This is a genomic window from Blautia schinkii (assembly GCF_013304825.1).
In the GTDB taxonomy this organism is placed as follows: Bacteria; Bacillota; Clostridia; order Lachnospirales; family Lachnospiraceae; genus Blautia_A; species Blautia_A schinkii_B.
The window spans coordinates 57,844-72,042 of record NZ_JAAWUO010000006.1 but is presented as its reverse complement, the minus strand read 5'-3'; the positions used below and the strand labels follow the sequence as shown (position 1 = coordinate 72,042).

The 14,199-nt window shown below is 46.2% G+C and carries 12 protein-coding genes and 1 riboswitch; all 12 genes read right to left on the bottom strand.

Features of this window, described 5'->3' with window-relative positions:
* Window positions 1–551: 551 nt before the first annotated feature.
* The 12 genes from thiE to HFM85_RS06300 all read right to left on the bottom strand — a co-directional run bounded on the left by thiE (window position 552) and on the right by HFM85_RS06300 (window position 14,096).
* Window positions 552–1,193: a thiamine phosphate synthase gene (gene thiE, locus HFM85_RS06355; RefSeq protein ID WP_173738342.1), complete on the bottom strand. Its 642-nt coding sequence runs from the start codon at window positions 1,191–1,193 to the stop codon at window positions 552–554.
* A gap of 16 nt (window positions 1,194–1,209) precedes the next feature.
* Entirely contained in the window at window positions 1,210–2,112 is a 903-nt protein-coding gene (locus HFM85_RS06350) for a hydroxyethylthiazole kinase (RefSeq protein WP_173738341.1), read from the bottom strand.
* Window positions 2,075–2,629: an energy coupling factor transporter S component ThiW gene (gene thiW, locus HFM85_RS06345; RefSeq protein WP_015526323.1), complete on the bottom strand. Its 555-nt coding sequence runs from the start codon at window positions 2,627–2,629 to the stop codon at window positions 2,075–2,077. Before thiW ends, HFM85_RS06350 begins: the two co-directional genes overlap by 38 nt.
* Window positions 2,630–2,967: 338 nt before the next feature.
* Window positions 2,968–3,070, bottom strand: a riboswitch (TPP riboswitch).
* Between the two features lie 90 nt (window positions 3,071–3,160).
* On the bottom strand, window positions 3,161–4,150 hold the full coding sequence (locus tag HFM85_RS06340; RefSeq protein WP_173738340.1) for an aldo/keto reductase: 990 nt from the start codon (window positions 4,148–4,150) through the stop codon (window positions 3,161–3,163).
* Between the two features lie 68 nt (window positions 4,151–4,218).
* A complete protein-coding gene (arfA, locus tag HFM85_RS06335; protein ID WP_173738339.1) occupies window positions 4,219–5,724 on the bottom strand; it encodes an arabinosylfuranosidase ArfA in 1,506 nt (501 codons plus the stop codon).
* Window positions 5,725–5,860: 136 nt separating this feature from the next.
* Window positions 5,861–7,558 carry an acyl-CoA dehydratase activase gene (locus HFM85_RS06330; protein ID WP_173738338.1) on the bottom strand — a complete coding sequence of 566 codons (1,698 nt, stop codon included), beginning with the start codon at window positions 7,556–7,558 and terminating at the stop codon, window positions 5,861–5,863.
* Window positions 7,555–8,835 (bottom strand): 2-hydroxyacyl-CoA dehydratase subunit D, encoded by a 1,281-nt coding sequence (locus HFM85_RS06325; RefSeq protein WP_173738337.1) that lies wholly within the window; start codon window positions 8,833–8,835, stop codon window positions 7,555–7,557. The genes HFM85_RS06330 and HFM85_RS06325 overlap by 4 nt, the downstream gene beginning before the upstream one ends.
* A gap of 317 nt (window positions 8,836–9,152) precedes the next feature.
* Window positions 9,153–9,332, bottom strand: a complete 180-nt coding sequence (locus HFM85_RS06320) for a DUF6472 family protein (RefSeq protein WP_015526328.1) — start codon at window positions 9,330–9,332, stop codon at window positions 9,153–9,155.
* A gap of 108 nt (window positions 9,333–9,440) precedes the next feature.
* Window positions 9,441–9,899 (bottom strand): ferritin-like domain-containing protein, encoded by a 459-nt coding sequence (locus tag HFM85_RS06315; protein ID WP_173738336.1) that lies wholly within the window; start codon window positions 9,897–9,899, stop codon window positions 9,441–9,443.
* A 65-nt stretch (window positions 9,900–9,964) separates the two neighbouring features.
* Window positions 9,965–12,349 carry a glycoside hydrolase family 31 protein gene (locus tag HFM85_RS06310; RefSeq protein WP_173738335.1) on the bottom strand — a complete coding sequence of 795 codons (2,385 nt, stop codon included), beginning with the start codon at window positions 12,347–12,349 and terminating at the stop codon, window positions 9,965–9,967.
* A gap of 31 nt (window positions 12,350–12,380) precedes the next feature.
* Window positions 12,381–13,202 carry a carbohydrate ABC transporter permease gene (locus HFM85_RS06305; protein WP_173738334.1) on the bottom strand — a complete coding sequence of 274 codons (822 nt, stop codon included), beginning with the start codon at window positions 13,200–13,202 and terminating at the stop codon, window positions 12,381–12,383.
* Window positions 13,203–13,217: 15 nt separating this feature from the next.
* Window positions 13,218–14,096 carry a carbohydrate ABC transporter permease gene (locus HFM85_RS06300; RefSeq protein WP_118512744.1) on the bottom strand — a complete coding sequence of 293 codons (879 nt, stop codon included), beginning with the start codon at window positions 14,094–14,096 and terminating at the stop codon, window positions 13,218–13,220.
* Window positions 14,097–14,199: the final 103 nt, after the last annotated feature.

The following is a 14,199-nucleotide window of genomic DNA, read 5'->3' as shown; positions in this document are numbered from 1 at the left end:
TAGATTATACCACACAAATAAAACATGAAAACACCCTAAACCGGCCTTTCATAAATTTCACAGGTTACTGTTCACTCCGTTCTCAGTAACACGCTTCGCGATGCACAGAATTTATGCTGATTGCATAAATTCGCGCGGTATGCCTCGGGTTTTCTGTGACCTTCGCTCACAAAAAACACCTCGCGGGATATTACCAGTGAACAGCAACTTTCACAGTACCAAAAATGGAAAATGCTTCAGAACTCGAAGCTCCAAGAACGTCCATACAGACAAAAGATCTTATAAGATATAACAACCATACCACATGCTATAATAAAAATCACTCAAATTTCATCCAAAAATCTCAACAACATTCGACAGCGAAGTGCCTCACATCTCATTCCCGGCAGACCACTCAAACCAACATTCACGCCCAAACTTCCGAGCAGCCACCTTCCCCTGCCGTCTTGAAAAACCAGCCCGTGAGGCGTCCGTATTTCAACAAAAAAAGAACAGCAATGAACCTCAAATCCACCACTGTTCTCCACTCATTTTCTAAGTCACTTTCTAAATCACTTTCCCATCAAAGCAACAATTCTTTCCTTCAGCTCCTGCGCATTCTTCTTCGGATCCTCTGCCTTCATGATCGCAGAAACAACCGCCATACCACTCATGCCTGCGCCCTCAAGCACATCCATATTCCCGGCATTCAATCCCCCGATCGCAACCGCCGGAATCGGAACCGCCTCACAGATATCCTTCAACGTAGAAACCTTGGTAAGGATCGTCACAACCTTAGTAGTAGTAGGATAAATCGCCCCCACACCAAGATAATCCGCACCATCCTCATAAGCCTTCACAGCAGCCTCCACCGTCTTGGCAGTAGCCCCCACGATCTTATCCGGCCCCATCAGCTTCCTTGCCACAGCAACCGGAATATCAGAAGCTCCAACATGCACACCAGCAGCATCACAGGCCAGCGCCACATCCACACGATCATCAATGATCAGCGGCACCTGATAACGATCTGTGATCTCCTTCACCTTAAAAGCCTTATCCAGATACTCCCGTCCACCCTTATTCTTCTCACGAAGCTGAACCAGAGTCACACCACCCTTACAGGCCTCCTCAACCGTACGGAGCAAAGACTCCTCCGTATGATAAGAGCTATCCGTCACCAGATACAACGTTACATCCAAATCTTTTCTATCCATCCTAATCCCCTCTTTTTCAGTACATTTCAATCTTCAACAGATCCAGCAGCTGCCGATCCGAAAGTCCATAAATCTCATCCAGCAGATTTACCTGAAAACTTCCCGGACCGCGGGAAATCTTCTCCGCTTCCTCACCAGCGATACCCATAAGTGCAGTACCAAGAACTGCCGCAGCCAGATAATTCCCGGATCTCTCATTTAATCCTATCTCACCGCCAGACCAGACACCTGCCTCTATACTATCCGTCATCTCTTTTGCAATATTATCTTCGCGCCCCGGCAAAAATGCCGCAGTCAGTGCACCAACCATACAACCGGTTCCTGTGATCCCGGACAGCGCCGCACTGCCATTTTGCACCAGAACAACCCGTTCACCATCCGTAACAAAATCCTGTTTCCCGGTTGCCAGCACGATCGCCTGATTATTTCTGGAAAAAGCCTTAAGCACCTCACTGACTCCATCGATATTTTCCTCAGTCAGGGCATCCTCGACACCCGCATCGATCCCGATCGCATGGGACGGCAGCCCGGAAACAGCCAAAAGCTCTGACATATTTCCCTTCAATACCGCCGGATGGCCGATGCTTAAAAGCTCCCTCGCCAGATCCAGCCTGAGATCACTGCATGCAACCCCTACCAGATCCAGAAGAACCGGGATCTTTTTTTCCATCGCAGTTCTCATAGAACGCTTCATTGACTCGATCCTGGCATCGGTAATATTCCCGAGATTCAGCATCAGCGCACCAGCCGATGCCGTAATATCTGCCACCTCTGCCGGATGCTCCGCCATGATCGGCCTTGCACCCACTGCAAGGATCACGTTGGCACAATCATGGATCGAGATCGGATTGGTGATGCAATGGATCAGCGGCTTTTCTTCTTTAATTAGCTTTCGCAGTTGTAAAATTCTTTGTCTCATATGTTTTTGAACCCAAAGCTGCCTGGAATTTCACCAAAAGACCTGCTTTACTCAGAGCCTTCAGGAAAATATAGGCAACACATCCTCCCATTGTGGTTGCTGCAAGGAACATCGGCGTATAATAAAATGCTGTCAGTCCGCCTCTTCCCATCAGGAATGCCATCACCGGATAAGAAACCATAGACCCGATGATACCCGTTCCAAAGATCTCACCGATCACCGCGCAGATGATCTTACCTTTGGAAAGTCTGTAGAACACACCTGAAAGGAACGCGCCAAATACTGCACCGGTCAATGCAAGTGGCGGGATTCCCATGAACATCATACGGATCACGCCAATCATGGTCGCGCAGAGAAGTGAGTACCACGGTCCCATCAGAACCGAGCATACGATATTGACAAGATGCGCCGTGGGGCACATTCCCTCAATCCTCAGGATCGGTGAAATAACGACACCGATCGCAACCATCATTGCCAGCATTACCATACGAAGCGTGTGCATCCTTTGTTTTTCCATAGTGTTTTTTCCTCCCTGAAATATCAGGCAGATTCCTGTCGGAGCCCGGGCAAAAACTTCCCGTCTGCTGCAGTCTGCCCTTAGATTTTGGCGGTCGAAGTTCCCTTACTTCCTCTCACTCCGAAAACACGGATTCCCATCGCTTACATGATCCTCCCGAAAAAATCCTCCGGAATATCACTCCCCTGCCAGACATTAAGGCGCTCCCCTTCCTGCCCGCTCGCCGCAGAAGCTCCACATGCAGTCTCTGTCACTTTCACATTCCCACATTGTCAGACCATTCCAGTTCCATCCCTGCATCAAAAAAGAGCGCACCCCATGGCAAACTCCACGGAGACACGCTCTTATATCACAATCCCTCCGTTGGCATTACCCAAATCAGGTACGGTCGAAGATCTATCTTCCTCTCAGCCTGTCACACAAGCTCCCGCTGGCTCTTTTCTTTTCTGTTTTTCAATATAGCACACACCTATCCCGTTGTCAAACCTCTCTTCCCAGACGAAAAAATCCAGGCATTTATCATAATAAATCTTATTTTGAAATCTCGTCGATCAGACGCAGCTCCTCAGCTGTAAACGGTGCACAGTGGATCGCTTTCACATTATCAAGGATCTGCTGTGGCTTGGAAGCTCCGATCAGAACACTGGTAACTTCCTTATGCTGAAGCAGCCAGCCAAGTGCCATATCAGCCAGCTTCTCTCCACGCTGGGCTGCCAAATCGTTCAGTCTCCGGATCTGATCCAGACGCTCCGGCGTCAGCACACTTTCCTTAAGGAATCTTCCGTCTTTGCGGATACGGCTGTCCTCCGGGATCCCGTTCAGGTAACGGTCTGTCAGCTGTCCCTGGGCAAGAGGGCTAAAGGTAATCAGACCTTTTTTCAAAATGCCGGTAGTTCTCTTGAGACCGTTTTTTTCCACAGTTCTGTCAAAAATGGAATACCGGTTCTGGTTGATCACAAAGGGGCATTTCAGATCCTTCAGGATCGCTGCCGCCTGGCTTAAGGTTTTTCCATCATAATTGGAAAGTCCCACATAGAGGGCCTTGCCCTGCTGAACCGCTGTTGCCAATGCACCCATAGTCTCCTCAAGCGGAGTCTCAGGGTCCATTCTGTGATGGTAAAAAATATCCACATATTCCAGGCCCATGCGCTTCAGGCTCTGGTCAAGGCTCGCCAGAAGATACTTGCGGCTGCCCCAGTTTCCATAAGGACCCTCCCACATATCATAGCCTGCCTTAGTTGTGATGATCATTTCATCACGGTAAGGCATCAGTTCCTCTTCCAGGATCTTGCCGAAATTCCGCTCTGCACTTCCGTAGGCAGGTCCGTAATTATTGGCAAGGTCAAACTGTGTGATACCATTATCAAAAGCTGTAAAACACAGCTGTTTCATGTTTTCATAATCAGATGTATCTCCGAAATTATGCCATAATCCAAGAGATACCTTCGGAAGCATCAGACCGCTTTCACCGCAGCGGTTGTATTCCATGGTTTCGTAGCGTTCCTTTGCAGGTGTGTACATAAAAAACCTCCCATAATGTAGCATGATTTACATTTTCTGTAACTGCTTTTACTATACTTCACCGACCCTTATTTCGCAAGACGGATCATATTCCAGCTGTGTTTTTCAAAAACTGCTTCCAGTTTTCCACCATCCAGCTTTGAGCACTCTGCACTGGCTTTTACAGGAACTACATTCTCTGGCTGCGCCTCTGTATTGACTGCCTGAAGATCGTCATTATTGAGTACAATATGCTCTACGATTTTATATCCCTTAAACTGCCTTAAATCGCAGGAAACTTCCATATCCTCATCCAGGCTCTTATTTACCGCAAAGATCGTCAGCGTCTCTTTTTCCTCATCCCAGACGCAAACGGAATCCAGATACGGAGCCTCACCATAAGTTCTGCTCTCGTATACCGGTGTGAGAACCTGTGTATTCAGTACCGTTCCTCTTCCAAACACACTTGTCAGCATATATGGATAAAAGATCGTCTGACGCCATGCGCCTGTATCAGAGGTCATGATCGGTGCGATAACATTTACCAGCTGTGCCATACAGGCGATCTTTACACGATCTGCATGACGGAGAAGTGTAATCAGCATGCTTCCCACAAGAAGTGCATCCTCAAAGTTATAAACATCCTCCAGCTGATGAGGTGCCTGTACCCATTTTTCCAGCTTCTTATCCTGTTCATTGCTGTGGTACCATACGTTCCACTCGTCGAAAGAAAGATTAATCTGTTTTTTTCCATGCTTCTTTGCTTTTACAGCATCGCAGATGGAAACCACTCCTGAGATAAAATCATCCATGCCCTTGGAGCTTGCCAGGAAATCGGCAGTGTCTCCCGCTGCATTTCCATAGTACTGATGCAGGGAAAGATAATCCACCTGATCGTAAGCCTCATCAAGAACGGTATACTCCCAGGAGCCAAAGGTAGGCATTTCCAAATTGGAGCTTCCGCATGCAACAGTCTCAACCTCCGGATCCATAAATTTCATCAGGCGGGCAGTCTCTGCTGCAACTCTTCCGTACTCTGTCGCAGTTTTATGTCCCATCTGCCACGGACCGTCCATCTCGTTTCCGAGACACCATAATTTGATATCATGCGGCTGTTCATAGCCGTGAGCCTTACGAAGATCACTGTAATAGGTACCACCCTTAAAGTTACAGTATTCCAGAAGATTTTTCGCATCCTCCGGTCCTCTTGTTCCCAGGTTCACCGCCATCATCACATCACTGCCTGCTTTTTTTGACCAGTCCACAAACTCATTGAGACCAAACTGATTTGTCTCGATCACGCCCCAGGCCAGCTCCGGTCTGGACGGACGCTGATTCTTCGGTCCAACACTATCCTCCCAGCGGAATCCGGATACAAAATTCCCGCCCGGATAACGGACAATCGGAACTTGAAGCTCTCTTACCAGCTCCAGAGTATCCTTCCGGAATCCCTGCTCATCAGAAAGAGGGCTGCCTTCCTGATAAATCCCCTCATAAACCGCACGTCCGAGATGTTCTATAAAAGAACCATAGATCCTTTTGTCTGTTTTTCCGGTGAGGAAATATTTGTCCACGATGATCTGCGCTTTTTTCATTGTAAAAACCCTCCTGTGATAGAATTATCATTCAGAAAACTACTATTCTGTCTATCATTCTATCATTCCATCAGGCTTATGTCATTTCTTTTCTCAGGAAATATAAGGATTTTTCAAAAAATTTCCACACTTCTGACTACAGTGCCGCATTACACTTCTCATAAGCAAACAGTGCCGCACCTAGCGCACCACAAAGCTGTGCCTCATCACAGATATAAAGCTTCGCACCCAGCTTATCCTCCAGTGCCTGGATGATACCTTTATTTCTGGCAACACCACCGGTCATCATGTATTCACCCGGATTCTTTTTGCCAAGGCGGGCTGCAAGAGCTCCTACCTTGGAGGCAACGGATACATTCAGACCGTGGATGATATCTGCAACATCTTTATTCTGTGCAACCAGGGAAACTACCTCGGACTCTGCAAATACAGTACACATGCTTGAGATCACCACGTTCTCCTTCCATTCCAGTCCACGGGTACTCATTTCCTCCAGGGAAAGTCCAAGAGTACGGGCCATCATTTCCAGGAAGCGTCCGGTTCCTGCCGCACATTTATCGTTCATCAGGAAATTTTTTACCGCACCGTTGTCATCAATACTAATGGCCTTGATATCCTGACCGCCGATATCGATAACTGTACGCACATTGGGATTCAGATAATGTGCGCCCTTTGCGTGACAGGTGATCTCTGTGATACTGTCATCACCACTGTCAATATAGGCACGTCCATATCCGGTAGTAACGATACGCACGATATCTTCTTTCCTGATCCCTGCTTTTTCCACTGCCATCTCCAGGCTCTTCTCTGCACTCATCATAGCGCCGCCGCCTGTGGGAATGATCATGGTCGATTTAATTTTTCCGTCTTTATCCAGGATCACAACATCCGTACTTGTGGAACCGCTGTCGATCCCTGCCACATAATAAACTCCTGATTCCATTTTTTTCTTTATCTCCTCGCTGATTCCTTTTGATGGGTCCATATCCTCAGAGCCTTCCAACGTCTCCGCAAAAGCCTGTACTCTGGTAAGAAGCTGTCCTGCACTCTGGCTTGTAAAATCTGTCTCGATCTTCAGAAGCGGAACCTTGATATCTCTCTTGATACTTGCATATTCAAAACCATAATAATCACAGAACTTGATAGTATGATAAATGATCCCCTTCAGATTCGGGTCCAGATACAGCCGGTTTCTTCTGGTGCTGTTATTCATACGGAAGCAGGGCATCTGGGAAAGAAGTGCATCCGCATAAGCCAGGAACATAGCATCATCATCCATTTTTTCCAGTTCCTCACGGATCACTGCAAGACGTCTTCCACCTGTACAGGTCAGGTTTTCCACATCCATGCGGATGTTATCCCGGATCATTTTTTCCAGGACACCACTGACACGGACACCCAACACTCCGATGTATGGCTGGTTATCCACATCTTCACGGGAAAAAGCGTTCAAAAATCCACTTTTATCAAAGGTTTTCCCCGAAAATTTTTCGTAAGCTTTCTTAAGACGGTGGATACCCTGGGCAAGCTTCACCTTTTCACAGTCATTATCCTCATGCGGCATGTCCAGCATGTACAAAAATTTACATTTACCGGTACTTTCCACAATGTCGTACACACGGCGCATGGAATCACAGCAGTTAACAAGAACAAGCTGTTCAACCTTCCCCTCCAGCACTGCCTGGATCACGGATTTTCCGAAGCCGCAGAGATTGGCATGTGCGATCTGGTCCGAAAGCTCAAAATTCTCCGGCATTTCCTCAAGAACCGCACATTCCTCGCCAAAACCTTTAAAAAGCTCCAACGGTGTATATTTACAGACGTAATGTATCATGATCTCTTTCCCTCCTTACCTTCTGACAGCATCTCAAGATATGCCTGAAGTCGTGTGGATACCTGACCGTCACTGGAATTGGCCGGGTTACAGCCGTCACCGTCCAGGACCATGGTTGGGAGTCCTGCATTTTCCAGAGAATTTTTGATCAGGCTGGAAGCTCCGATGGTTCCCTTGCAGCCCCAGTGTGCAAAAAGGATCCCTCCGTCTACCTCTGTAAGGTTCGCCAGCTCCTGGGCGCGCCGGATCCTCTGCTTCACACTTCCGTTGTAAATACAGTTGACCATTTTTTCCGCAAGGGCCTCATAAGGATCCGAGGCCTGCATCCGCTGAAAACCGTCTGCAACAAAATCACAGGCACTGATGTGCACGTTCTGGCTGTAATTAAATACATCCTTTACCGGCTCCTGCAAAAACGGCATCATATGCATCCACAAAATGTGAAGGCCTTCCCCCTTTGGCGCCTTCTTCACATCCTCAAGGAGCATTTTTGTATATTTCAGGGATTCCTCTGAACCCGCAAGAAGGTGGCACATAAAGATCGCATACAGCTCATTTGTCAGGGAAGTCACCGGATCGTGATCCTTTCTGAGGGCAAGCTGGCGGCTGTAATAGGAGGCCGCTTCATTGCTGTTGGCAACTGCACGCTGTACCGCCTGCTCAGAAATCTTTTTGCCGGTGACATCTTCCAGGAATTTTTTCATCTCGCGAAGCTGATCTGCCACGTAGCGGATGGAATCCTGATTTTTTTCATAGGGTACGTCAATATAAAAGCCCGGGATCTGATATTTCTGTTTCAGATAAGGAAACGTCATCATGTTTCCGTCGCAGGCAAGGTTTGTGTAGATGGTACATTTGGGCTTCGGTACCAGTCCTGTCATGGACGCTCCCAGAAAGACCCTGTGATAGGAGCACATGGTTTCCGGAAAGCCCTCTGATTCCGTCTGTGCCAGAAATGCCTGCTCACATCTGGTTCCGGCGATGAAGCAGGACATTGCCTCCACGGAATACGGAGTGATCCCTGCTGCTGTCAGAAGCTCTCCCGGTACAAAAATGCTCACCAGAGCGGTATCGTCCGGTTTTGCAAGAGCTTTGATGATATTCTGCATAACTACACGGGCTACATACTGTCCTGAAGCCGGTAGCTTCCTGTCAGGGAAAAGCTGCAGACGTTTTTCCTGAAGCCGGTAGCCAGTGAGAAGAAGTTTTCGTGCTTTTTCCGGGTCCCTGATGGATTCCTCTCCCACCATATCCCCGAATTTCTTTATAATATCCAATCTGTCACACCCTCCGTCAAGTCAAAAAATCTATTATAAGTCTGTCAGGCGCTTACCCGAAATTTTTGTCTTCAGACAAAATCCTGTATCATTATCATCTCCTGGATGATATAAAGTCCCACCTGTCAGACCAATATTTTTATTATAAAGATATTTTTTTCAAATGTAAACACGCCAATTTTTACAAATCTGAAGCCTTTTACACATATTAAAACATCAAAATGCAGATTTTCCACAAAACTCTCATCTCTTTTCGTGGAAAACCTGCATTTGTCTTATCACATTATTTTCTGCTCTGTTTTTTCTGTTGCTCTGTGTCACATCTGATGACGTACCACCTTATATTCATCTCCGGAACGATAATACGGACATTCCTTGTAATCACTGCTCACAAAACGATAATATTCATCCTCATCCAGATTGACATCACAGTAATATTCGTCACACTCTTCATCATATGTATAGTTTGCACAGTATTCGCAGCTGGTTCCCTTCATGCTTATTTCTCCTCTCTTTGCAGGAAAGTATTTCTCCCTGCTGTTCTCCTGATTATATAACAAAAAAAGGAAGAATTCCATTACTGAAATCCCCCCTTTTTTTATATATCAGAACATTCCGTTCGCAGTCTTATATTTGTAAAGCATCTCCGCATGGTTCTGCTCTTCCACCTGGATATCTGCCAGAAGCTTCCGCACACCACTGTCTTCAAAAGCAAAAACCTCCGAGTTGTATTCTCCGGAAATCAGCTTTTCTGTTCCGATACAGTCTGTTGCAAGAAAAGCATCGTGTTCCTTATCCTCTGTGGACATCACCGATGTGTAGGTAACTTTTGGCTGGTAATCACGGCCGTCACTGTCGTTGCAGTTTACCTGTGGAACTGTACCGGAAAGCACCTGGTTCAGGGAATCGTAATGCTCCTGCTCTTTTTTCTGAAGAGTCTGAAATAAGCTTTTAAGCTCCGGATCCCTGGCCTGCTGTGCATATTTTCCGTATTTTTCAATGCAGCTTTTTTCCTGTGTCTGAAGATCCTGGATCACTGTGCGTTCTTTTTCCTTTAATATCATTATGATCATCCTTTCTTTTGATAATAATGATAGTATGGTTTGGAAACGCGATTTTATTCAGATTTTTATGCAGTCAGGATCTCCATCAGTGCTCCATAAAGATCCTTGTCCAGCTCCATGGACTGAAGCTCAGATAAAAGAACTGGCAGCTTCTTTCCGGCTGTAACCAGCTGATATAATCTGTCCTTCAGTACAAAACCGATCTCTGCCTGGTTCAGGAAATCAAAGACACGTTTCTCTGTCTGATTATCTGCCACTTCGCCAGCGAGAATGATCTGCACCTCTGCCGCTGTGTCTGCTTCCACTTCCACACAGATCTTCTGAAGCTTCTCTTCATATTTTACAGCAGCCTCAGTCTCTGCTCCGTTAACCAGAACCTTCACAGTATCTGAGCCTGTTTTCGCAAAATTACAGAACTCTACGGTATAAGCTCTCTTTGCCGGGATCAGCTCTGTTTTTCCCTGCGCGGGATGAATGGTAAATACTCCCTGATCCTTTTCCTTATAATCCATTTCCGTAAATACACAGGCACCATTTTCGTAAGCACAAGTTTCGTTGTCATCCTCATACAATCTGAAGCTTCCGTCAGCACCCGGGAATACCCGGATATTCAGGCTTTCCGGATTCTTTTCCGCCTCTGTTCCACGGATCTCATCGGTCATCACCAGAATGCCGCCCGCTTTTGCAAGAACCGGGATACTGTCCAGAGTACGGTACATATCCACCATTCGTCCACCTTCATAGCGCAGACCTGTATAAATATCATACCATACCCCATCCGGCAGCCATACTGCTGTCTTTGCTACATTAAGGCCTTTTACTCTCGGTGTTGTCACAACCGCTACCATCAGCTGGTCTCCGAAAAAGTACTGATTTTTTACCGCATATGCCTCCGGTGCCTCCGGATATTCGTAATACATCGGCTCCACCAGAGGAAGATCTTCCTGATAGCTTCTGTAGTTCATTGTATAAAGATACGGCATCATTCTGTGGCGCTCACGGAGAGCTTCTTCCATGACAACCTCTGTCTCCTTTTTGAAACGCCACGGCTCTTTTCCGTTGAAGTCACTGCATGAGCTGTGGAGACGCATGATCGGAGAAAAGATCCCGTACTGTGTCCAGCGGGCGGTCATCTCGTCATCCTTATATCCAAGCATATGCCCACCGATATCATGACTCCACCATCCATAACCGATGTTGGAGGCTGTGGATGTAAAGTATGGCTGAAAATCAAGGGAATCCCAGGTAATATGAGTATCTCCGGAAAAGCCTATCGGATATCTGTGGCTTCCGGGACCTGCATATCTGGAAAAGGTCATGGGACGTTTTCCGTTTCTGGCACTGTCCAGGAAATGGAAGTGGTTGAAGATCCACAGAGGATCAAGCCCTTCGATCTTGCAGTTGCTTCCCTGCTGCCAGTCGATCCACCAGAAATCCACACCTTCTTCCTCTCTCGGATGATGAAGATATTTGAAATAGGCTTCCATAAATTTCGGACTTGCCGGATCGCATACTACCGGATCCTCATTTTCATAATCCACACCCATGGCCTTTGCCATGTCCTCATACATTTCTTCCCAGCCCTGTACGCCGTCTGCAGGATGTACATTTAATGTGGTACGCATTCCTCTTTTATGTAAACCATCCAGGAAACGCTTCGGGTCCGGGAAGAGCTCTTTATTCCAGGTATATCCGGTCCAGCCGCTTCCGTATTTCGGGTCAACATCGGTCACATGCCAGTCCATATCAATGACTGCAACCGTAAATGGGATATTTTTTTCCTGGAATTTATCCATCAGCTCATTGTAGCTTTCTTCAGAATATTTATAATATCTGCTCCACCAGTTTCCGAGAGCAAACCTTGGAAGCATCGGTGTTTTTCCGCAGAGTCTGTAAAAATCATGAAGTGCTTCTTTATAGTCATGTCCGTATCCGAAGAAGTACAGATCCTTGATACCCTTTCTTCTTGGCTCGATCCAGCCGTCCGGCAGAAGCACCTGCGATCTGCTGTCGTCCACCAGAGAATATCCGAACCTGGAAAGAATACCATGCTCCAGCTCTGTTGCTCCGTCCACCATATCCAGCGTTCTGGCGGTTCCCTTCAGATCATGGATCTCTTCTCCGTAGTGCCAGATGCTGTGGTAAGCGCTTAAGTTTCCTTTTACCTGAATGCTTAAGCCCCAGCTGGTAAATTCCTTCTCATTATAAATAAGGTGGATTCTTTTCGTATGGACCTCGATCCCATTCTCTGTACGCACTACACGATAGTCCGCTTTCGGAAAATCCCTGAAAAACACCATCTGCGTGGGGCGATCCTCAAATACGCCCTCCTCATCATACTCCAGACGGATCAGTCCCTCTGTAAGAAACGTAATCCTGTATTTATCCCCTGTGATCATATTTTCGCTTAATGCCAGAGGATGTGTTTCTACTTTATATATATCCTGCATTTATGTCCCTCCGTTTATTATCTGTATGCCATCAGCCCTTTACAGCAGATGCTGCGATTCCGGCGATAAACTGTTTCTGGAAGAACAGATAGATCAGAAGTACCGGGATGATGGAAATGGCAGTTGCCGCAAACAGTGCACCATAATCTGTGGAATACTGTCCGTTAAACATCTTAAGACCAACGGCAAGAAGCTGTTTGTCTTTGTTTGTAATTACCAGGTATGGCCACAGGAAATCCTCCCATGTCCAAAGGAACTGGAAGATCGCAATACTGAAGATTCCATTTTTTGACATCGGTAATACGATCTTGTGGAAAATATAAAACTCATTGGCTCCGTCAATTCTTGCCGCCTCCAGGATCTCGTCCGGAAGTGCGGAGATATGCTGCTTCATCATGAAGATTCCGAAGCCGCTGAACATAGCCGGGATGATCAGTGCTTTGTAGCTGTCCATCCAGCCAAATGCCTGGATCATGGAATACTTCGGGATAATGGTAACACACCACGGGATCATCATAGTAGAAAGTACGAATCCGAAAAGAATATTTCTTCCTTTAAATTTGTATTTACTCAGTACAAAACCACAGATAGTACTTGTATAAATTACGATCAGAGTGATCACTACCGTAATAACAATACTGTTTAAAAAGAAACGGACAAAATTAAAATGTGCGTTCATATTGATGTAGTTATCAATGATGAATTTCTGCGGAAGGAGATGCTGCTCCAGAGCCATGATCTCCTGATTTTCCTTGAAGGATGAAAAAATCATCCATACAAAAGGATATACGGTAACCACTCCAAGGATCAGAAGGAGTGCATTTAAAGCAATACTACTGACTTTTCTTTTCATGAATGTTTTCCTCCTTTAATCTTCTGTTCCGGAAACACGGAATGATAACCAGGTAAATACTGCTGTGATAACGAACAATACAAAGGACAGTGCAGATGCATATCCGAAGTTGTATTTTACAAACGCTTCATCATAGATGATGTAGGATGCAAGGTAAGTTGCTGTTCCGGGGCCACCTTCCGTCATGATCAGGATCTGAACATATGCCTGAAGGTAGGAAATAATAGAAGTGATGATAACGAACAGTGTCATAGGCTTCAGCAGCGGAAGTGTGATGTAACGGAACGTCTGCCATGCGTTGGCGCCATCTACTTTTGCGGCCTCAAGAGCATCTGTCGGAAGAGAATAGAGACCTGCCATGTACATAACAACTGCGTATCCGAAATCCTTCCAGATGGTCATGATCATAATTGCAAGAAGAGCGGTTTTCGGATTCATCAGCCAGTTTACATCCAGTCCGAAGATCTGATTGATGGTACCGATCTGAGGATTGTACATGAATTTCCATACAAAGGCTACGGCTACCATAGGAGTTACAACCGGCATATAATATACAGCTCTGAAAAAGCTTTTATATTTTATCAGTGTGGAATAGATCGCATAGGCGATTCCAAGTCCAAGACCTACACGAAAGAAAATAACTACAGCAGAGAAGATCACTGTGTTCAGCATGGATTTTCCAAACAGAGCACTGGTAAATACTTCCTTATAATTCTCAAGACCCAGGAACCGGTAAGTACCGCTCAACGGGTTCCACTCATGAAAGCTTCCTGCAAAAGCGATTCCAATAGGTACGATCAGAAATACCGTAAAGAAGATCACCATTGCCAGAACAACGATATTTCTCAAAATGATCTCGCTTTTGCTCTGCAGCGGATTTGTTTTTTTAAACATCGATGCATCCTCCTTATCTTTTCGATACACATCTTTTTGCTGAGAAAGGCGCACCCTTTTCCAAGTGCGCCTTTCTGCTCTGATACCTGCGGATTGCTCACGG